The organism is Streptomyces cavernae, from assembly GCF_004023625.1.
GTDB classification, from domain to species: domain Bacteria; phylum Actinomycetota; class Actinomycetes; order Streptomycetales; family Streptomycetaceae; genus Streptomyces; species Streptomyces cavernae.
In genome coordinates this window covers 100,371-120,813 of sequence record NZ_RPDJ01000015.1, presented here as the reverse complement: position 1 = coordinate 120,813, position 20,443 = coordinate 100,371, and the positions used below count along the sequence as shown (strand labels likewise).

12 protein-coding genes are annotated in these 20,443 nt (G+C 70.5%); 9 read left to right on the top strand and 3 right to left on the bottom strand.

Features of this window, described 5'->3' with window-relative positions:
* Window positions 1-6 precede the first annotated feature (6 nt).
* Both EF387_RS25400 and EF387_RS25395 read left to right on the top strand, forming a co-directional pair.
* Window positions 7-2,928: an ABC transporter permease subunit gene (locus EF387_RS25400; protein WP_128378930.1), complete on the top strand. Its 2,922-nt coding sequence runs from the start codon at window positions 7-9 to the stop codon at window positions 2,926-2,928.
* Window positions 2,925-3,737: an ABC transporter ATP-binding protein gene (locus EF387_RS25395; protein WP_238431679.1), complete on the top strand. Its 813-nt coding sequence runs from the start codon at window positions 2,925-2,927 to the stop codon at window positions 3,735-3,737. The genes EF387_RS25400 and EF387_RS25395 overlap by 4 nt, the downstream gene beginning before the upstream one ends.
* 13 nt (window positions 3,738-3,750) lie before the next feature.
* Here EF387_RS25395 and EF387_RS25390 read toward each other — a convergent pair whose 3' ends face one another.
* The gene (locus EF387_RS25390; RefSeq protein WP_128378929.1) at window positions 3,751-4,539 is read right to left on the bottom strand and encodes a polysaccharide lyase family protein; all 789 of its coding nucleotides are present in this window, start codon (window positions 4,537-4,539) and stop codon (window positions 3,751-3,753) included.
* 350 nt (window positions 4,540-4,889) lie between these two features.
* On the opposite strand from EF387_RS25390, the gene EF387_RS25385 reads away from it, so the two are divergent.
* Together EF387_RS25385 and EF387_RS25380 are read left to right on the top strand one after the other, a co-directional pair.
* Window positions 4,890-5,681 carry an aldo/keto reductase gene (locus tag EF387_RS25385; protein ID WP_128379050.1) on the top strand — a complete coding sequence of 264 codons (792 nt, stop codon included), beginning with the start codon at window positions 4,890-4,892 and terminating at the stop codon, window positions 5,679-5,681.
* Between the two features lie 178 nt (window positions 5,682-5,859).
* Window positions 5,860-6,561, top strand: coding sequence for a glycoside hydrolase family 75 protein (locus EF387_RS25380; protein WP_128378928.1), 702 nt, complete (start codon window positions 5,860-5,862; stop codon window positions 6,559-6,561).
* A gap of 285 nt (window positions 6,562-6,846) precedes the next feature.
* On the opposite strand, the gene mraY is transcribed toward EF387_RS25380, so the two are convergent.
* Complete coding sequence (gene mraY, locus EF387_RS25375) at window positions 6,847-7,914, bottom strand: phospho-N-acetylmuramoyl-pentapeptide-transferase (RefSeq protein WP_128378927.1); 1,068 nt, start codon at window positions 7,912-7,914, stop codon at window positions 6,847-6,849.
* Between the two features lie 527 nt (window positions 7,915-8,441).
* Here mraY and EF387_RS25370 point away from each other — a divergent pair.
* The 5 genes from EF387_RS25370 to EF387_RS25350 all read left to right on the top strand — a co-directional run bounded on the left by EF387_RS25370 (window position 8,442) and on the right by EF387_RS25350 (window position 18,960).
* Complete coding sequence (locus EF387_RS25370; RefSeq protein WP_128378926.1) at window positions 8,442-11,753, top strand: glycoside hydrolase family 78 protein; 3,312 nt, start codon at window positions 8,442-8,444, stop codon at window positions 11,751-11,753.
* 609 nt (window positions 11,754-12,362) lie between these two features.
* Window positions 12,363-15,767 carry a S8 family serine peptidase gene (locus EF387_RS25365; protein ID WP_238431678.1) on the top strand — a complete coding sequence of 1,135 codons (3,405 nt, stop codon included), beginning with the start codon at window positions 12,363-12,365 and terminating at the stop codon, window positions 15,765-15,767.
* A gap of 192 nt (window positions 15,768-15,959) precedes the next feature.
* Complete coding sequence (locus EF387_RS25360; protein WP_128378925.1) at window positions 15,960-16,664, top strand: response regulator transcription factor; 705 nt, start codon at window positions 15,960-15,962, stop codon at window positions 16,662-16,664.
* Window positions 16,665-16,813: 149 nt separating this feature from the next.
* Window positions 16,814-18,253, top strand: coding sequence for a sensor histidine kinase (locus EF387_RS25355; protein ID WP_128379048.1), 1,440 nt, complete (start codon window positions 16,814-16,816; stop codon window positions 18,251-18,253).
* Window positions 18,250-18,960, top strand: a complete 711-nt coding sequence (locus EF387_RS25350; protein ID WP_128378924.1) for a hypothetical protein — start codon at window positions 18,250-18,252, stop codon at window positions 18,958-18,960. Before EF387_RS25355 ends, EF387_RS25350 begins: the two co-directional genes overlap by 4 nt.
* Before the next feature lie 16 nt (window positions 18,961-18,976).
* On the opposite strand, the gene EF387_RS25345 is transcribed toward EF387_RS25350, so the two are convergent.
* Window positions 18,977-20,260 (bottom strand): phosphatase PAP2 family protein, encoded by a 1,284-nt coding sequence (locus tag EF387_RS25345; protein WP_202918373.1) that lies wholly within the window; start codon window positions 20,258-20,260, stop codon window positions 18,977-18,979.
* Window positions 20,261-20,443: the final 183 nt, after the last annotated feature.

Genomic DNA, 20,443 nt, shown 5'->3' with positions numbered 1-20,443 from the left:
CGCCGCATGTCGGACCTGCTGGGTTTCGTACTGAGCGGACTGGTCTCCGGCGCGCTGTACGCTCTACTGGCGACCGGACTGGTGCTGTCGTACTCCGCCTCGGGACTTTTCAACTTCGCCCACGGCGCGACCGCCTACGTGACCGCGCTCGCCTTCTACGAACTGCACTCGGGCTTCGGCTGGCCCGCCGTACCGACCGCCCTGCTCCTGGTGTGCGTCGCGGCGCCCGCCCTGGGCTGGGGCCTCGACCGGCTGATGTTCCGCAAGCTGGCACGGGTCGGCGAGACGGCGCAGATAGTGGCCACCATAGGCCTGTTGGTGGCGCTGCCCGCCCTCGGTCTGTGGATCGTGGAACTGCTCGAGGACGCGGGGGCGCCCGTGAAACCCGCCGAGAACCAGTTCGGGCTCCCCGGCGTGGGGCCCAGTCCTGCGCGGTCCTGGCAGCTGACGGACGGGGTCGGCGTCGACTCGGACCAGCTGATCACCTGGGTGGTCACCGCGTCGGTGGCCGTCGGACTGTGGCTGCTGATGCGACACACCGCGCTGGGCCTCAGGCTGCGGGCCACCGTCGACAACCGCTCCCTCGTCGAACTGCGCGGGATGAGCGCCGACCGGCTGTCGTCGATCGCGTGGATGCTGTCCTCGGCGCTGGCGGGACTCGCGGGAGTCCTGGCGACCCCCCTCCTCGGGCTGTCCGCCCACGACTTCACCCTGTTCCTGTTCGTGTCGGCGACGGCCGCGGTGCTCGGCCGGTTCGCCTCCGTGCCGTTGGCGTTCGCGGGCGGCCTGGGGCTGGGAGTGCTGCAGAACCTGGTCGCCGGATACGCGGGTTTCGCCGAACGCATCACGGGCTTCCGCACGGCGGTACCGTTCCTGATCCTGTTCGCGGGACTGCTGGTGCTGACCCGCAGACAGCGCACGGCGGGGACGGCCGCCGTCGACCCACCGCCCACCGACTATCTCGCCGGGCGGTCCTGGCCGCACCGCTGGGGCCCGTGGACGGCGGCCGCGCTGCTCCTCGCCGTCGCTCTCTACACCGTCACCACCCCGTTCTGGAGCGGCGTCATCGCGCAGGGCCTCGCCCTGTCCCTGGTCTTCGTGTCCTTCACGGTGGTGACGGGACTGGGCGCGATGGTGTCGCTGGCGCAGGCGACCTTCGTCACCGGTGCGGCGCTGGTGGCGGGCCTGCTGATGAGCCACGGCTGGCCGTTCGTGGCGGCGGCAGCGGTGGGCACGTGCGCGGCGGCCGTACTCGGCGCCCTGGTGGCGCTGCCCGCGCTGCGGCTCGGCGGCCGGTCCCTGGCCCTGGCCACCCTGGCGCTGGCCTTCCTCGCGGATCAGGTGCTGTTCCAGATGGGCTGGTTGCGCAACGGCGACACGGGCTGGGAGATCCCGCGCCCGGTCTTCGGGCCGGTCGACCTGAGCGACGACCGGGCGATGGGAGTGGCCATGCTGGTCCTCGTCGCGCTCACCGTCACGGCGCTGAGCGCACTGCGCGACTCCCCGTCCGGCCGCGCCATGCTCGCGGTCCGCTCGGCACCGGCGGCGGCCATGGCCTCGGGCGTCTCGGTAGTCCGCACCAAACTGCTGCTGTTCACGCTCTCCGCCGGCCTGGCGGGCTTCGGCGGAGTGATGTACGCGTCGTACTCGACCCGCATCACCGCCACCGACTTCACGGCGATGACCGGCCTGATCTGGCTGGCCGTGGTCGTCGCCGCGGGGTTGCGACGCCCCCAGTTCGCGGTGGTGGCGGGCCTCGTCTTCGCCGTCGTACCGCCTGTGCTGTCGGACTACGTGACGGAGTCGACGCATCTCCCCGTGGTCCTCTTCGGCCTGGCGGGCCTGGCCCTGGCCAACGACCCGGACGGGTACTGCGCGGCCCTGTCGGTACGGAGGCACTTCAGGCGGGCGGCGGCCACCGTGCCCACCCTGGAACCCGCCCCCGAACCCGCCCGGGAACCCGTTACGGACGACGACCGGCAGGCGTCCGCCGGGCCCCGCGCCTCCGCCGACGCGGCCGGACCCGCCCCCATCCCTGCCCCGGCACCTGCCCCTGCCCCTGCCTCTGCCTCTGCCTCTGCCTCTGCCTCTGCCTCTGCCTCTGCCTCTGCCCCGGCAGACGCCGCAGGACCGGCCCTCGCCCCGGCAAACACCGCAGGACTGACGCCCGCCCCGGCGAACACCGCCGCTCCCGCCGACACGGCGGAGCGGGAGCCCGCCCTCGAACTGCGTGCCCTGCGCGCCGGATATGGCGGGGCTCCCGTGCTGCACGGCGTCGACCTCGCCGTACGTCCGGGTGAGATCCTCGCCCTCCTCGGCCCCAACGGGGCGGGGAAGTCGACGACATGCCGGGTCGCCGCCGGACTCCTCACACCCCTCGCGGGCCAGGTGTGTGTCACCGGACGCGACGCCACTCGCACAGGAGCGGTGGGCCGCGCCCGGGCCGGCGTACTGCTCGCCCCCGAGGGACGCGGCATCTTCCCGGCCCTGACCATCGAGGAGAACCTGACCCTGCACCTGCGCTCCGCCGCGGAACGCGACGCCGTCTACGAGCGGTTCCCCGAACTGGCGGGCCGGCGTCGGGTGACCGCGGGCTCGCTGTCCGGGGGTGAGCAGCAGATGCTGGCCCTCGCCCCGCTCCTGCAGCGTCCGCCGAAGGTGCTGATCGCGGACGAACCGTCACTGGGGCTCGCCCCGCGCGTAGTGGAGGAGGTGTTCCGGCTGCTCACCGAGCTGAGGTCGGCCGGCACGGCCCTGCTGCTGGTCGAGGAGAAGGCGACCGAGGTACTCCGGGTCGCGGACACCGTCGCCTATCTGGCCCGGGGCCGGGTGAGCTGGTGCGGTCCGCGCTCCGCGGTCGAGGCGGACCGGCTCACCGAGGCGTACCTGGGGATCGCCGCCGCGCCGAAGGGGGCGATCCGGTCGTGAAGCCCACGCAGAGCGTGACCGGCTCGGACCCGGAGCCCGTGCTGGAAGCCCGCGGCATAGGCGTCCGCTTCGGCGGCGTCCGCGCCCTGGCCGGGGTGAGCCTCGCCCTGCGTCCGGGCGAGGTGTGCGGACTGATCGGGCCCAACGGCGCGGGAAAGACAACCCTGTTCGACGTACTGTCCGGCATCCGCCGCCCCGACGAGGGCCGCGTCCTCCTCGACGGCGCGGACATCACCCGCCGCTCCCCCGTCTGGCGCGCCCGCCACGGCCTGCGCCGTACCTTCCAGCGTCAGCAGCTCTTCGGCCAGCTCACGGTGTCCGACAATCTGCTGGTCGCCCAGGAGTGGCGCGGCGGCGGAGGCGGTCTCGCGGCGGACCTGCTGGCGGCGCCGACCCGGCGGGTGTACGAGCGGGACCGCCGCCGCCGGGCCGAACAAGTACTGCGCGACTGCGGTCTCGAGGACGTCGGAGGCAGTTACGCCGGTACCCTGCCCGTCGGCCGGGCCCGGATGGTCGAGCTGGCACGTGCGCTCGCGGACCCGCCCAGGGTGCTGCTCCTGGACGAGCCCGCGTCGGGCATGTCGGCCGGCGAGAGCGACCGTCTGTCGGCCGTCGTGCGCCGGCTGGCCGAGGAGGAGGGCGCGGCCGTCCTCCTGGTCGAGCACAACGTCGCCTTCGTCATGGCGTTGTGCACCCGGGTCGTCGTCCTCGACCTCGGCTCGGTCCTCGCGGAGGGAACGGCGACGCAGGTGCACGCCGATGCGAGGGTCAGGGACGCGTACCTGGGTGCCGTCCCCGTCGAACGCTGAAGTACCCGGTGTCTCAGACGAGTTGGTATCCGCGCATATTGGTCAGGAGGAGGTAGCAGTCCTGAAGGGATCCGGAGGTGTCGCCGAGGGAGCGGTAGATGCCCCACTTCGGCCGGACCCGGTCGGCGAGGAAGGTGTCGCCTGTCTTGGATGCGTCGATGACGGTGCTGCCGCCGCTCTTGAGGATCCAGCGGACCGAGCCCGCCGAGCCGTTGCCGACCTTGATCTGGAAGTCGACGTCGGTCCATTTGTTGTGCAGGGGCTCGAGGTTGGTGCGGCCGACGAGGGTGTCGGACTCGAAGAGCTTCAGTTCGATGGTCTGCGTCCCGTTCACCCGTCGCAGCGACTGCACGACGATCGGCGCGCTGCCGGCGCCGGGCTGCTTCATCTGCATGATGTGGGTGAAGGTGGTCGTCGCCTTGAGCGAGCTGGGGATGTACATCGAGTAGGTGACCCGCCAGGTCTGGCCCTCGGTCCACTTGAGGTAGTTGCTGCCGCTGCCGTTGCGCAGTCCGGTGACCTCGTGGCGCTGCCGGTCGGTCGAGGTGTCGCGGTCGACCATGTGCATGTTGAAGCGCCAGTTGTTGCCCGTGGCGAAGATGTGCGGACTGGCCGATGTGTGCGAGTCGGCGCGGTCGTCCTCGATGGTCTCGAAGGCGCGCATTCCGTCGCTGCTCGCCGACGGCGCCCATTTCTGCTGCCAGGAGGCGGCGTGCGCGGTGGCGGCGGGCAGGCCGCCCAGCGCGGCTCCGGCGGCGCCCCCGAGCGTCGCGCCCAGCAGTGTTCTACGGCTCGTACTCATGGCTGACTCACCTCGTGAAGATGGGGGTTGGAGAGGTCAGTGGGGCCCACGTGCCGGTACGGAGGGCCGGGAAGTTCACATGCGTGTACGTGGTTCACCAACGGGTCCAGTGGCGTCCAACAGCGTCCCGGTACGGCCGCACTCGGTCAATGGTCCGGACCGATAAGCCCCCAACCTCGGAGCCATTTCCGGCCAATGTGGAGATCACCACAAGTCTCCACAGCCAATCCACCGGTCAGGAATGCATGAGGCTCCGTGATCGTCGACGATGGGAGTAACCAACCGACGACTTGAAGGATCGAGAGCTCGTGAGCAAGGTCCCCCCGATCATTCTGAACAACGGCGTCGAGATGCCCCAGCTGGGCTTCGGGGTCTGGCAGATTCCGGACGACGAGGCGGAGCGGGCCGTCACCACCGCGCTGGAGGCCGGGTACCGCAGCATCGACACGGCGGCGATCTACGGCAACGAGGAGGGCACCGGCAAGGCGCTGGCCGCGTCCGGCCTCCCCCGCGAGGACCTCTTCGTCACCACCAAGCTCTGGAACAGCGAGCACGGGTACGACTCCACGCTGCGCGCCTTCGACGTGTCCATGGAGAAGCTGGGCCTGGACTACCTCGATCTGTATCTGATCCACTGGCCGCTGCCGGCCAAGGGCAGGTACATCGACACCTACAGGGCGTTCGAGAAGCTGCACGCGGACGGCCGTGTCCGCGCCATCGGCCTCTCCAACTTCCTTCCGGAGCACATCGAGCAGCTGACCGAGGCCACCTCCGTCATCCCGGCCGTCAACCAGATCGAGCTGCACCCGCATCTGCAGCAGCACGAGGCGCGCGAGTACCACGCCCAGCAGGGCATCGCGACCGAGGCCTGGTCGCCGCTCGGGCAGGGGAAGGGCCTGCTGGAGGTCCCAGCGATCGTGGCCATCGCCCAGAAGCACGGCCGCACGCCCGCACAGGTGGTGCTGCGCTGGCACCTCGAGCTGGGCAACGTCGTGATCCCGAAGTCCGTGACGCCGTCCCGGATCAAGGAGAACATCGAGGTCTTCGACTTCAGCCTGGACACCGAGGACCTCGCGGCGATCAGCGCGCTGAACGAGGGCCGGCGCCTGGGCCCAGACCCGGCGACCTTCAACGTGAACTGACCGGCCCGGCCCACCGAGGCTCGCGCCAACCAGGGCCCGGTCGCGCATCCCGCGCGACCGGGCCTTCGTCGTGCCCGACAACGCGGGCCTGACCAGGGGGAGTTGACGGCATCACGGAAACGGGTCCACCGTGTACGTCGCCCGGTAGGAAACTTTCCTAACGAAGGGTCCCCCCACAGTGCGCTCTCGAACACTGACCCTCACCGCGGCCGCCGGTGCCGCCCTCCTGATCACCGCCGGCCCCACATCGGCAGCCGGCCCCACATCGCCGGCCGACCCCACGTCGGCACGGGAAGGCTCGGTCAGCGCGGCCGACCTGCTCGCCAAGGTGACGACGTGCTCCCAGATCTCAACCGGCAAGTACCGTACCGACGAAGGGACTACGGCCACGGTCCCGGTGTGCGGCAAGAACGGCGCGGTCTTCTGGAAGGCCGACATGGACATCGACTGCGACGGCCAACGCACCGACCGGTGCAACGAGAACACCGACCCCTGGTACCAGGACGACACGGCCTTCCACCAGTCGGACGGCAGGCCACTGCGCGCCGACACCCTGCCGTACGTCGTGGTGCCCAGCGCCGGCTCCATCTGGAACTACGCCTCGGCCGGCATCAAGGGCGGCGGAGTCGTCGCGGTGATCCACGGCAACAAGGTCCAGTACGCGGTCGTCGGTGACACCGGCCCCTCGAAGATCATCGGCGAGGCCTCGTACGCGACCGCCCAAGCTCTCGGCATCGACCCGGACCCGGCCGACGGCGGTACCGACTCCGGGGTCACCTACATCCTGTTCAAGAACTCCCAGGTGTCCCCCATAGAAAGCCACAGCGCGGCCGTGACTCTCGGCGACCGACTGGCGAAGCAGTTCCTCCGAGACAACTAGGGTCTGTGTCGGAAGTGGCGTCGTTCGCCCGAAGGGCGGGCCGGGCGGCGTCTGGTGCGTGCTCTCGGTGTGCCGGGCGGAAGTCCTCGTACTGGATGTACTTGGGCTTTCGCCCGGTGCGGCGAGTGGGGGTGCCCCCTGCTCGGAGAGCTTGGGGGAGCGTGCCAGGCGTCGGCCGGCAGTCGCCACTTCCGACACAGGCCCTCGGGCCTGTCTGGGGTGACGGCGAGGCAGGACAAAGCGGCGGCGGGGGCATCGTGCCCCGTTGCCTTCCCGCGCCGGGCCTCAACTCACCGCCCATCCCGCGTAGAAGAGGCCGAGCCCGACAATCACGCACACTCCCTGGATGGTCCAGAAGCGGACCACGACCAGGACCTCGGACCAGCCCTTGAGTTCGAAGTGGTGTTGCAGTGGTGCCATGCGGAAGATCCGCTTGCCCGTCAGCTTGAACGAGCCGACCTGGAGTACGACGGACAGGGTGATCAGGACGAAGAGACCGCCGAGGAGGGCGAGCAGCAACTCGGTGCGGGAGCAGATGGCCAGTCCGGCCAGCGCCCCGCCGAGGGCGAGGGAGCCGGTGTCACCCATGAAGATCTTGGCGGGAGAGGTGTTCCACCACAGGAAGCCGAAGCAGGCGCCCATGAGCGCCGAGGCGACGACGGCGAGGTCGAGGGGGTCGCGTACCTCGAAGCAGGTGGCGGGTTCGCGCAGCAACATCGCCTGGGCGCAGGAGTTCTGGTACTGCCACAGGCCGATGAAGGTGTAGCCGCCGAAGACCATGACCGAGGCCCCGGTGGCGAGCCCGTCCAGACCGTCGGTCAGGTTCACCCCGTTAGACATGGCGAGGATCATGAACAGAGCCCACACGACGAAGAGGACGGGCCCGATGGTCCAGCCGAAGTCGGTGACGAACGACAGTTTCGTGGAGGCGGGCGTCTGTCCGCGGTCGTCGGCGAACTGGATCGCCAGGACGGCGAAGGCGACGCCGACGAGCAGCTGACCGAACATCTTCGCCCCGGCCCGCAGTCCCAGCGAACGCTGTTTGACGATCTTGATGTAGTCGTCGAGGAAGCCGACGAGTCCCATGCCCGCCATCAGGAACAGCACGAGGACGCCGGGATACGTCGGGTCCTCGCCGGTGATCACCTTGGTCATGACGTAGGCGATGAGGGTGGCCAGGATGAAGGCGATACCGCCCATGGTGGGGGTGCCGCGCTTGCCGTGATGGCCGCGGGGGCCGTCGTCGCGGATGTACTGCCCGTACCCCTTGCGGGCCAGCAGTTTGATGAGCAGCGGGGTGCCTATGAGGGTCAGGCAGAGGGCGATGGCCCCCGCGAAGAGGATCTGGTTCATCGGACGGCGGGCTCTCCCTCGGCCACGGCTCCGGACGGACCCCCTGCCCGTTCAGGCCCGGCGCGTCCGGGGTCCCCCACCGGCAGGATGCCTGCCCCGGTCAGCTCGTCGGGCGACAGCCCGACCGCCTTCTGTTCGATCAACCCTTGCACCAATTCCCCTTGCGTGATTCATGGGAGCACGACTCTCCCGGCCCATACCTCTCACTCACACACGCGCGGTCCAGGTCGTTGTGAGCGCGGTGTGGTGGCTGTCGGGCTGTCAGTCCAGCCCACACCCTATGCAGACGGCCACCCGAAGGGTTCGGTTGGCCGCCCTTTCCGCCGGGTCCGTGGCGCGGGCTGTGCCGTTCAGGGCATGCCGACGGCCGGCCGGGGTGCCGTTCCCGTCCCGCCGTGCCTGAACCACCGCTGTCACACGTCTTGTTGGGCGCCCCTCGGGTACATAGCATTTCCCGGCACCCAGAGTTCTGAATCGTTTCAAACGCGGCTTCGATTGTCCGCGGCGACACAGCGAGCGAGGAACGCATGAGCCAGTTCTGGAACAGAAGACTCTTCCTCAAAGGCACGACGGCGGGCGCGGGCGCCGGGTTCACCGCGCTGTCCGGCGGCCCGGCGGCGGCCGCCGGCACACCGGCCAGGGGCCCACAGGGCGATCGCGCCGGAGCGCTCCGCATCGAGCGCACCACCGTCGAGCACACCGAGCGGCTCCTCGGTACCGACGTCGAACGCCCCCGCCTCAACTGGGAGTTGTCCGCTCCGGGGCGCGGCGCCCGACAGAGCGCGTACCAGGTCCAGGTGGCCCTCGACCCCGGGCAGCTGAAGGGCACCGGGTCCGGGGCCAGGCTGGTGTGGGACTCGGGGAAAGTGGCGTCCGACCGCAGCGTGGGCATCCCCTACGCCGGGCCCGCACTGCGCCCCCGTACCCGCTACCACTGGCGGGTACGGGTCTGGGACGGAGCCGGGCGGCCTTCGCGCTGGAGTGAGACCGGCTGGTGGGAGACAACGTTGTCGGACGCCGACCGGCAGGCCGCGGGTGCCCGCTGGATCGGTGCCGGCCCGCCGCCGCAGCCGCCCTCCCTCTCGGGCGCCTCGTGGATCTGGTCGCCGGGCGCGACCTCCTCCGACGCCCCCGCGGGGCCGCGCTGGTTCCGGGCGGGACTGCGCCTGCCGGACGGCACACAGGTGCGGCGGGCCACATTGGTGGCCACCGCCGACGACGACTTCACCCTCCATCTGGACGGCCGGCAGGTGCTGCACGCGCCGGAGCAGCAGGACGGCTGGCGCACCGGCCGCGCGGTCGACGTCACCGAGGAGGTTCGCGCCGCCGGCGATCTGGTGGTGCTCGCCGCCCGTGCCACCAACCGCCCCGGCGCCTCCGTGAACCCCGGGGGTCTGTTGGTCCGGCTGGTGGTGGAGACGGCGGACGGTGGCCCGGGCGAGGGCACGTACGAACTGGTCTCCGGGCCCGGCTGGCGCGTTGCGGCGACCGAACCCCAAGAGGGCTGGCAGCGCCCGGAGTTCGACGACGCGGCCTGGGCCGAGGCGGCCGTGCTCGCCCCGTACGGGCAGGGGCCCTGGGGCAGCGGGGTGAGCGTCGCCGTTCCGGAGCAGGCCGCGCCGCTGCTGCGCCGCGCGTTCATCGTGCGGCAGCGGATCTCCCGGGCCCGCCTCTACATCAGCGGACTCGCCTACTACGAGGCGGAGATCAACGGCCGCAGGGTCGGCCGGCAGGTGCTCGACCCCGGTTTCACGGACTACGACGAGACCGTGCTGTACGCGGTCCACGACGTGACCGGGCTGCTCCGGCGCGGTGAGAACGCCATCGGCGTCACCCTCGGCCGCGGCTTCTTCGGCATGACCACCCCCAACGTCTGGAACTGGCACCGTCCTCCGTGGCACGGGGAGCCCCGGCTGCTGGCCCAGTTGGAGATCGACCACCCGGACGGCTCCCGCACCACCGTCGCCTCCGACGGCGAGTGGCGGATCACCGAGGGACCCACCCTGTCCAACTCCCTCTACGCGGGCGAGACTTACGACGCACGCCGGGCGCCGCAGGGCTGGAGCGGTCCCGGCTTCGACGACAAGGGGTGGCGGGCGGCGGAGGTGCAACAGGCCCCGCGGGGCTCGCTCAAGGCACAGCCCCACGAACCGATCGAGATCGTGGAGACGGTACGGCCGAAGGAGATCTCCGAGCTCCGGCCCGGCGTGTACGTGGTGGACATGGGCCGCACCATGGCGGGCTGGACCCGCCTCACCGTCCGCGGCGCCGAGCCGGGCACGGTCGTCCGCCTCGTCCACGGTGAGAAGCTGAAGGCCGACGGAAGTGTGCAGGCGGAGACCGGCCATGTCCCGGGCCGCTTCCAGACCGACGAATACATCTGCGCGGGCGGCGAGGGCGGCGAACGCGAGGTCTGGGAGCCGAAGTTCTCGTACAAGGGCTTCCGCTATGTGGAGATCCACGGCCTGCCCAAGCGGCCTTCCCCGGAGCAGGTCCTGGGGCGGCTGGTCCACACGCGTGTGGAGGAGGTCAGCTCCTTCGCCTGTTCGGAGCCGTTCTACGAGTGGCTGGACGGTGCCATGCGCCGCACGGTCCTCAACAACCTGCACGGCGTCCCGACCGACACCCCCATGTACGAGAAGAACGGCTGGACCGGCGACGCCCACGTCGGCACGCCGGTGATGACGTACGCCTTCGATGTGCAGCGCTTCCTGTCCAAGTGGCTGGGCGATCTGGCGGACAGCCAGAACGGCGCGGGGCAGATCCCGGTGATCGTGCCGAGCGGCGGCTGGGGCTACCAGGAACTGGCCCCCGCCCCGGAGTGGACGACCGTCTACCCGTTCGTCGTCCGTGAGCTGTACCGGGTGTACGGGGACGAGCGCGCGACCCGTGAGCACTGGGCGACGCTGACCCGGTACCTGGACTGGGAGCTCGCCCGGCTGCGGGACGGGCTGGCGGTCACGGCGCTCGGCGACTGGGTGGCGCCCGGCTACGAGATTCCCCCGGAGGACACCCGGCTGACCGCGACCGCGTACCTCCACCGGGCGCTGGTGCACACCGCCGAACTGGGCGAACTGCTGGGCGACGTCGAGGTGGTGAAGCGGTACCGGGAGGCGGCCGAGAATCTGAAGGCCGCGTTCAACGAGGCGTTCCTCGGCCCGGAGGGCCACTACCGCACGGCGAAGGACCCCGGTTACCGGCAGACGTCCAACGCGATCCCGCTGGCCTTCGGTCTGGTGCCGCCCGGCGCCCGCTCCTCCGTGCTGGAGAGTCTGGTGGCGGACATCGAGGCGCGCGGCAACCATCTCAACACCGGCTGCCTGGGCACGAGTGTGCTGCTGAAGGTGCTGTGCGCCCACGGCCGCCCGGACGTCGCACACGCCGTCGCGACCCAGCGCACCTATCCGAGCTGGGGGTACTGGCAGGCCAACGGCGCCGACACCATGTGGGAGATATGGCAGCTGGACTCCCGCTCCCGTGACCACTACTTCCTGGGCACGGTCGCGCAGTGGCTGTACGAGAACGTGGCCGGGCTGTGCCCCGGGGACGCCGGCTACCGCACCTTCACGGTGCGCCCCGACGCCCGTACGGGGGTCGACTGGGCCCGTACGTCGATCCGTACGGTGCGCGGCGAGGCCGCCGTGTCCTGGTCGCGGCTGGACCGGGGACTGCGGCTGTCGGTGCGGGTGCCGGTGGGTTCGACGGCCGAGGTGCACGTGCCGGGCAGGGCGCGCGACCGGGTGACGGCACCCAAGGGCGCGGAGTTCCTGCGCGGGGACGGCGCGTTCGTCGTCTTCCGGGTCGGGCACGGGGAGTGGGCCTTCACGGGCCGGGCGTGACCGAAGCGCGAGGCGGCCCCGGTCGGTGACGGCGGCGGGCGTGGGCGGCGGACCGTTCCGGTGAGGGTGAGGCCGCAAGGACTGTCGTGTGCTGGAGTCGTTCGCGGAGGGGTGCGGCCTGCGTGGCTCCGCCGCACTGCGGGCCGCCAACCCCCGGCCCGGAGCGGTGAGTCGGCGCACGACGACGCACACCGCTCTGTCCTCGCGGGATGCCCGGCGCTCGGCGGCGCCGGGCACGTCCGGGTGGCTGCCCCGGGCGGGTCTCCGCCGAGCCGCCGTTATGGTTCCGTTACCGTCCGGGCCAGGTCCGATCACACCGCGGGCCTAGCCTCAACGACCATGATCGCTCAGCGCGCGGGGTCCTCGGCATTCTGATCCCGCCGCCGGAGCGGTCTGCCTCCGGCGCTGGAGTCGTTGGCGTGGCCTGTCCCGGCCGGTGTACGGCAGGGCGTGACCTTCGAGCACCCAGGGACACCGCGGGCGGGCCTCTTCGCTCCAGCGCTTCGCTCCCTCGTTCCCCGATGCGAAAGATGTGGCATGAGCATGCCCTTATCTCCCAACAGGCCTCGCAGAAGACCCCCCAACAGACCTCCCAACAGACGCGTAGGTGTGACCGCACCGCTGGGGGCTCTCGCCATCGCGGTCGTACTGACCGCGACCGGGATGGGGATGCCGGGGACGGGCCAGGCCTTCGCCCTGGCCCCTGACGCCCCGGCAGATCTGGGGACTTCCCTGCCCCTCAAGGGGGCGAAGAGTGCGAAGAACACGAAGACGGTGACGCTGATCACCGGTGACAAGGTGTCGGTCGCCGCGGACGGCTCCATCGCCCGGATCGAGCGGGCCAAGGGACGCGAGGACGCGTCGTTCTCGGTCCGGAAGACCGACGGGCACCACTTCGTCATACCGGGTGACGCGGCGCAGGCCGTCGCCCAGGGCAAGCTCGACCGGCGGCTGTTCGACGTGACGCAGCTCGTCGCGTACGGGTACGACAACAAGAGCCGTTCCGACCTGCCGCTGATCGTCACCTACACCGGGGACGAGACCCCCGCCGCGAGCGCCTTCCGTGACGCACGGGCCCGCGTGAGCCAGAAGCTGGACAACATCAACGGCGTGGCGCTGCGGGCCGACAAAAGTGGTGGCACCGCGCTCTGGGACACCTTCACCGACGGCGGGGACGGCGGCGAGGGCACCGCACGGCTGACCGGTTCAGCGGCCGTGAAGAAGGTGAAGAAGGTCTGGCTGGACGGAAAGCGCAAGGCCACCCTGGACAAGAGCGTGCCCCAGATCGGCGCGCCGACGGCCTGGGACGCCGGGTTCGACGGCAAGGGCGTCAAGGTCGCCGTGCTGGACACCGGCGTGGACCAGACGCACCCCGACCTGGCGGGCCAGGAGATCGCCGAGAAGAACTTCTCCGACTCCGAGGACAGCGTCGACCGGGTCGGCCACGGCACCCATGTGGCCTCCACCGTGGCCGGTACGGGCGCCAAGTCGGACGGCAAGCTCAAGGGCGTCGCCCCGGGAGCGCGCATCCTGGACGGCAAGATCCTCGACGACCGGGGCTACGGCTGGGACTCCGACATCATCGCGGGCATGGAGTGGGCGGTCGCCGAGGGCGCCGATGTAGTCAACATGAGCCTGGGCGGCACCGACACCATGGGCGTCGACCCGCTGGAGGAGACGGTCAACCGGCTCTCCGCCGAGTCGGGCACGCTGTTCGTCATCGCCGCGGGCAACGAGGGCGAGCAGGGCGAGAGCACCGTCGGATCTCCCGGCAGCGCCGACTCCGCGCTGACGGTCGGCGCGGTGGACAAGGACGACAAGCTCGCCGACTTCTCCAGCCGCGGCCCGCGCGTCGGTGACGGCGGCCTCAAGCCGGACCTGACCGCGCCGGGCGTCGACATCGCTGCCGCCGCCTCCACCGCGAGCGCCATGGAGGAGCAGTTCCCCGCGGGGACGCCCGGATACGCCCTCCTGAGCGGTACCTCGATGGCAACCCCGCACGTCGCGGGCGCCGCCGCCCTCCTGGCGCAGCAGCACCCGGACTGGACCGGCGAGCGGATCAAGGCGGCGCTGACCGGCTCCACCAAGCCCGACCCGTACAGCGCGTACCAGCAGGGCACCGGCCGCACCGATGTGGCGCGGGCGATCGGGCAGACCGTCGTCGTCGAGAACGGCCCGATCAGCTTCGGCCGCCCCGCGTGGCCGCACACCGACGACCAGCCCGTGGCCAAGGAGATCACCTACCGCAACCTCGGCACCGAGCCGGTCGTCCTGGACCTGTCCGTCGAGGCGCTCGGGGTGGACGGCAAGCCCGCCCCCGAGGGCATGTTCGAGATCTCCTCGCGGCAGGTCACCGTTCCGGCGGGCGGTACGGCAAGCGTCACGGTGACCGCCGACACCCGCGTCGGCGGCGAGACCTACGGTTCCTACGGCGGCTCGGTGACCGCGGCCTCGGCCGACGGCCGGACCTCGGTGCGCACCGCGTTCGGCGTGGAGCGCGAGGACGAGTCGTACAACTTGACCATCAAGCAGCTCGACGACGAGGGCAAGCCGTCCGGCAACGGCTGGACGTTGATCAACGGCCGGGACGACCGCGACTACATGGCGGACCTGGCCGACCCGGAGGACGGCGAGGTCACCGTGCGCCTGCCCAAGGGCAGCTACGCGCTCACCGGGATCCTCGGCGCCGGTGCCGGGTCGGCCACCGACTCGTACTTCCTGGCCCCGGCCGTGGAGCTGGACAAGGACACCACGATCGTCATGGACGCCCGGAAGGCCGACTCCGTGGGGATCACCATGCCCGACGCCGGGGCGCGCAACGACCACGCCCAGCTCGTCCCCGGCTACACCGGCACCGACGGGAAGGCCCTCGACGCCTGGGCCGTCTACGCCTACCCCGATTTCCAGAGCTTCAAGGTCGCGCATGTCGGCCCCGAGGCGCCGAAGGACGCGGCATACGCCCAGTACAGCGGTTTCTGGAGGAGCGAGGACGCCGACGGGCGCGCCGTGAACTACCGCATGGCGTGGAACCGTACGGGTTCGCTCGGCGCCTTCAAAGCCGACGTCCGGCGCGAGGAACTCGCCAAGATCGACCTCACGGTCGGCGCGCCCACCCCGGACACCGGGCTGCTCTACGCGATGCCCCTCTCGCCCGACGAATGGATCGCGGCCGACTTCAGCACCCCCGTCTGGCGGGAACTGCCGTTGCGGACCACCGAATACGTCCTGGGCAACGGCGTGAAGTGGGGGTACTCCATGGAACAGTGGAACGCGCTGTCCTCGCTGCAGGGGCAGTTCAGGGCGTACGAGCCGGGCAGGAGCTACACCAAGAGGCTCAACGTCGGTGTCTTCGGTCCGTCCCTGCCGCCGGTGCCCCCGGGCAAGGGTGAACCGTCGGATGTCTATCCCGGGCTCGCGCGGCGCGGGAACACGGTCAAGGCGGCCCTGCCCCTGTTCGGCGACGGCGAAGGGAACCCGGGCCAGAGCATCTACACGGTGGACGCCTCGCTCCGCGCCGACGGCGAGGAGATCACCGGCGAGGGCGATCCGGTGTACCGGGCCAGCTACACCGTCCCCGCGGGGGACCGCGCGTACGAGCTGAGCCTCGACGCCTCCCGGGACCCGGAGATGTTCCCGGTCAGCACCCGGGTGCGGGCGAAGTGGACGTTCCGCTCGGCGGAGGTGGCCGAGGACAGCTGGACCAGGCTGCCGCTGTCCGTGGTCCGCTTCTCCCCCGAGCTGTCGTCGGCCAGCACGGCGAAGGCCGGCAGGAAGTTGGATGTGCCCTTCACGGTGGAGGGTGCGGCCACCACGGACACGGTCGAGAAGCTGGAGTTCGAGGTGTCCTACGACGAGGGCAAGAACTGGACCACGACCGAGGCCGTCGACGGCAACCGCCTGTCGCTGGAGCACCCGGCCGAGCCGGGCTCCGTCTCGCTGCGGGCGAAGCTGACCGACCGTGATGGCAACACCCTGGTCCAGACGGTGGACCGGGCTTACCTCACGGTCCGGTAGGGCGAGGACGGCCGACCGAGGGCCGAACGGTCCGGCGGCGACGGCGAGTCCGGGGCACCGCGCCCCGGATGAGCCGTCGCCGTGTGCGCCCTGCGCGTACCTGACCGATGTTGTCACGAAAAGATAACGAAGACTATATGATCACCTGGAACGATCCCCTGGCCCCCGCGGCCCCGTCCGAAAACTGAGCCCATGCCACGTGTTCTGCTGATCGAAGACGACCGCGCCGTCCGGGAGGGCGTCGGGCTCGCGCTGCGCCGACAAGGCCACGAAGTCGAGGCCGCCGAGACCGGGGAGGACGGGCTGGCCCGCCTGCGGTCGTTCCGGCCGGATGTCGTCGTACTCGATCTGATGCTGCCCGGGATGACCGGCCTCGAGGTGTGCCGCGGGATCCGCGCCGTCGACCAGACGATGCCGATCATCATGGCGACGGCACGAGGCGATGACGTGGACATCGTTATCGGCCTGGAGACAGGGGCCGACGACTATGTCGTCAAACCCGTGCAGGCCCGTGTGCTGGAGGCGCGTATCCGCGCCGTCCTGCGCCGCGCGGCCGGCGGCGGGACCACCGCACCGGCCGCCGAGGGCATACCGAAGATCGAGACCCATGGAGACCTGTCCATCGACCGGGCCGGGCTGTCCGTCTCCCGGCAGGGCGTGCCGGTCGCTCTCGCCCCGTCCGAACTGCGGTTGCTGCTGACCCTGTCCGCCTCGCCCAACCAGGTGTTCAGCCGGCAACAGCTCCTGGAGACGGTCTGGGAGCACAGCTACCACGCCGACGCGCGCCTCGTGGACGCCTGCGTCAAACGGCTGCGCTCGAAGATGGGCGAGCCGGCGGGCCGGCCCCGCTACGTCCAGACCGTACGCGGCTTCGGCTACCGGTTCGCGGCCCAGTGAAGGCACCCGCTGAGGCGAAGGCCCCGGTGAACGCACCGGCCAAGGCCCCGACCGTGGATCCGACCAAGGACTGGACCAAGGCTCCGGCCAAGGCCCCGATCAGGGACCGATTCAGGGTCTCTCGGCTGCGCGGCCTCCGCGCCCGTCTGATCGTCGCCTTCGGCCTCGTCGCCGTCCTGACCGCCGTCACCACCGGCACCCTGACCTTCCGTGAGGCCCGTACCGGCATCCTCCAGCAGAGCCAGGACGCCGTGATCAAGCAGCTGCGCGGGCAGGTCAACCGGCTCGCCCCAGGCCTCGCCTACCCCCCGACCGAGTCCGATCTGCAGCGCTTCGCGGCCGACATCGCGGCCACCGAGCAGCCCCGGCCCTGGCGCGTGCTCGTCGTCTACCGCGGCGTGAGCGCCACCTCCATCCCCGGCGACCGGTCCGAGGAGCTGACGCCCGCCGTGCGCGAGGCCGTGCGCTCCCAGCGCGACACCGTCTTCCAGCGGGTGCGCGACGGGGACAGTGCCTCACTCGTCGTCGGCATGCCGGTCACCTTCGAGCCCTCGGCGGGGGGGACCATCCGCGCAAGCGGTGTGCAGGTCTTCCTGACGGTGTCCCAGGGAAACGAGACGGCCGTCATCGACGCCCTCGTCACCGCCGTCGAGCGGGCCACCATACCCGCCCTCGGCCTCGCCGTTCTCCTGGCACTGCTGGCCGCCCGTGGAGTGCTGCGGCCGGTACGCGCACTGCGGCACGCCACCCGCAGCATCGCCGAGGGCCGCCTCGACACCCGGCTCGCCGTCGACGGCTCCGACGAACTGGCCGATCTGTCACGCACCTTCAACGACACCGCCGCAGCCCTGGAGACGTCGGTGGCCGAGCTGCGCGAGATGGAGGCACGCGCCCGTCGCTTCGCCGCCGACGTCTCGCACGAACTCCGTACCCCGCTGGCCGCCATGTCGGCGGTCACCGACGTACTGGACGAGGACGCGGCCCGGCTGGACCCGGACACCGCCACGGCCGTACGGCTGATCAGCGAGGAGACCGTGAAACTGGCCCGCCTGGTGGACGACCTGATGGAGATCTCCCGCTTCGACGCGGGCGCGGCCGTCGTGCACCTCGACGAGATCGACCTCGCCGAGTCCATACGCCGCACGCTCGCCTCGCGCGCCTGGTCGGAGCAGGTGGAGACCCGGCTGCCCGAGCCCGGCGCACTGCGCGGCAGTGTCGATCCGCGCCGCCTCGACGTGGTCGTCGCGAACCTGGTCGGCAACGCGCTGCGGCACGGCGCACGCCCTGTTGAGCTGCGTCTGTACGGGCAGTGGACCGGGCAGGAGACGCGGGCGGTCATCGAGGTATGGGACAGCGGTCCCGGCATCCCCGACAACGTCCTCCCCCATGTCTTCGAGCGTTTCTACAAGTCGGACACGGCCAGGACCCGCACCGAGGGCAGCGGACTCGGACTCGCGATCACCGCCGAGAACGTACATGTGCACGGCGGCACCATCCGTGCGGCGAACCACGCCGGGGGCGGTGCCGTCTTCACCGTGGAACTTCCGCTGCGACTCCACGACGACCGGCCCACGGGAGGCCCCCTATGAGACCCGCTCGCCGTGCGGTCGCCCGGCTTCAGCGCTCCCCGCTTCGGCGCTCCCCGCTTCCGCGCTCCCCGCTTCTGCGCTCCTCGCTCCTGGCGGCGGCGCTTTTCACGCTCTCCGCCTGCGGCATCTCCCCGACCGGCGTGGTGCAGGCGGGAGATGCCGCCAGCGGTATCAAGCCGACCACGCTGCTCTATTTCGTCGTCAACGGCCCCACCCTGTTCGTCGACGGCCCCACCCTGGTCGCCGTCCCCCGCACGAGCACTGAACCGGTCGTTGTCGAGAAGGCCGTGGCCATGGTGTTCATGGGGCCGGAGGTGCTCAAGGGTTCGGACCTCCCGGAACAGTTCCAAGGTCTGACCACCCAGCTGCCACCGTTGTCGACGGAGAATTTCAACCTGCGGAATTTCGGGGATCTGGAGCAGAAGGCGTACGCGTCGAAAGTGCGGACGGACGGCGACACGGTGTCGATCGAACTGCCCCCGACGTTCAGAAGCCCCCTTCGCGGCATGGCGGCCGACCAGCTGATCTGCACGGCCGCCATGGCCCACCTCATGACCAACCCGGACCTCGACAAGGCGAAGGTGACCGTGACGGGCAGTACCGACGCCGGCCCCTGGCGCAGGGAGGGATCGAGCACCACCTGCCCCGGGCAGCAAACTCCTACCGAGGCGCAGCCGGCCAACACCCCTCGCGGGGCGGCCTCGTAGTGAGGCAGGTGTGAGCTCAGACCAGTTCTGGTCGCGGTTGCGGTTGCCGCGCTGGTGCGGCCTTCGGTTCCCACGGGCTGATGGTCCGCACATAGCCGTAGACCACCGAGGTCATCGCCAGGATCACAAGTGGGCCGAAGACCCACGGCTGTTCGGCCATCTGCATCGGCAGATAGCGATAGGACACCAGGAGCACGGCGAAGACCGTCGTGCCGTAGAGGACCAGTTGGACACCTGAGCGGTCCCAGCCGCGTTCGTGTGAGCGCAGACCGGCCTCGATCGTGAGCGTGAAGACCACGCCGGCAACGAGATCCACGCCGTAGTGGTAGCCGAATCCGAGCGTGGCGGCGAGCGTGGCGATCAGCCAGAACGTGCCTGCGAACCGCAGGATCCGTGGGCCCTTGCGGGAATGAATGAAGATCGCGGTGGCCCACGCCGTGTGCAGGCTGGGCATGCAGTTGCGTGGGGTGGCTCCGTCGTACGGCATGGGGTGCGGGGTGCTGATCGGCGGCGGCACGTCCGGCCACAGGTTGGCCAGCGCCCAGTGCCCGCCGCCGGTGCCGGAGGCGCCGACGCCGTAGGCGAAGATCGGTCCGACCACCGGGAAGATCATGTAGATGCCCGGCCCGAGGAGGCCGATGGCCAGAAATGTGCGCACCAGATGATGGCTCGGGAAGCGGCGCTCGACCGCCACGTTCCGCATCTGGTACAGCGCGACGACGACCGCGGCGACCGCGATCTGGCCGTAGACGAAGTCAAGAACCTGAGTGCTGACCGGGCTGGTGGCCGCGACGATCCGGCCTGCCACCCACGACGGGTTGCCCAGCGCCTGATCGGCGGTCGCCACGTACTGGTCGAGCACCGTCGGGCGGGTCTTCGCCGTGATGAGCAGCCAGGTATCGCCGGCCTTGCGCACGGCCACCAGCAGCAGGCCCAGCCCGACGCCCTTCAGCAGCAGGACACGTTCCCGGCCGGTGCGTCGCGTGACAGCGATGACCGCGCAGCCCAGAATCACCCACAACGCGCCGTTGCCGAAGGCCAACTTGGCGTCGACCGCCCACCTCACCAGCAGGAAGACGGCGTCGATGCCGATCGCGGCACCAGTCGCGATGAACCGTTGCCGCCAGGTGAGCACCACCATCATCAACGCCATACCGGCGTACAGCGGCCCGGGTCTGGGGGCGAATATCACCTCTTGCAGCTGGTTGGTGATCGGCCCCGGCACGCCGATGCGACGCGCGGTGATCTCCAGCGCGACAAAGAGTGCGAGGGCCGCCACCCCCGCAGCGGCCCACAGCATCACCCGTGGTTGACACCACCCGGCGAACGTGGTTCTGCGTCTTATTCGCGAGAACACCCGCGATGCTATGGATATCAATGGTTTGGCTAATTCGTCAGGATTCAGTTGAACAGGTCCTTCCTCGCGCCGGATGGCATGGATTTCTGACGGAGGACTGGCGACCGAGTTGGGGTCGACTTTGGA

Coding starts and splice junctions, on each gene's coding strand:
- EF387_RS25400 (WP_128378930.1), top strand. CDS start 7: ATGTCGGACCTGCTGGGTTTCGTACTGAGCGGACTGGTCTCCGGCGCG.
- EF387_RS25390 (WP_128378929.1), bottom strand. CDS start 4,539: ATGAGTACGAGCCGTAGAACACTGCTGGGCGCGACGCTCGGGGGCGCC.
- EF387_RS25385 (WP_128379050.1), top strand. CDS start 4,890: ATGCCCCAGCTGGGCTTCGGGGTCTGGCAGATTCCGGACGACGAGGCG.
- mraY (WP_128378927.1), bottom strand. CDS start 7,914: ATGAACCAGATCCTCTTCGCGGGGGCCATCGCCCTCTGCCTGACCCTC.
- EF387_RS25370 (WP_128378926.1), top strand. CDS start 8,442: ATGAGCCAGTTCTGGAACAGAAGACTCTTCCTCAAAGGCACGACGGCG.
- EF387_RS25360 (WP_128378925.1), top strand. CDS start 15,960: ATGCCACGTGTTCTGCTGATCGAAGACGACCGCGCCGTCCGGGAGGGC.
- EF387_RS25350 (WP_128378924.1), top strand. CDS start 18,250: ATGAGACCCGCTCGCCGTGCGGTCGCCCGGCTTCAGCGCTCCCCGCTT.
- EF387_RS25345 (WP_202918373.1), bottom strand. CDS start 20,260: ATGCTGTGGGCCGCTGCGGGGGTGGCGGCCCTCGCACTCTTTGTCGCG.